Origin of the sequence: Idiomarina sp. Sol25 (genome assembly GCF_033052775.1) — a bacterium.
Classification (GTDB): Bacteria; Pseudomonadota; Gammaproteobacteria; order Enterobacterales; family Alteromonadaceae; genus Idiomarina.
In genome coordinates, this window is the sequence record NZ_JAUPEW010000205.1 from 1 (window position 1) to 247 (window position 247).

Annotated in this window: 1 pseudogene; it reads right to left on the reverse strand. The window is 63.6% G+C overall.

Going from position 1 to position 247, the window contains the following annotated elements:
• Positions 1-247, reverse strand: a pseudogene (locus Q5L94_RS14010) (choline-sulfatase); the annotation flags it as partial.

Genomic DNA, 247 nt, shown 5'->3' on the forward strand with positions numbered 1-247 from the left:
GGCACCAAGGCCGGTCGTCCTTGCCGCGTGCCAGATCATAGATCTTCTGGGTGGCGTGAAAGGCGACCTCGTCGTCGAATTCCATCTGGTTGGAGATCTCGGCCACCCCGGCGCCGGTGACCGAGCCCATGTTGTGATACCACCAGTCGATGCGCTCGCCCGGTTTGCGATAGTCGGGCGTCCAGCCGAAATCGGGCGGGTAGATGTCGGTGGTAAGCCGGCCCTCAAAGCCGTGCAGCCGGCTTTC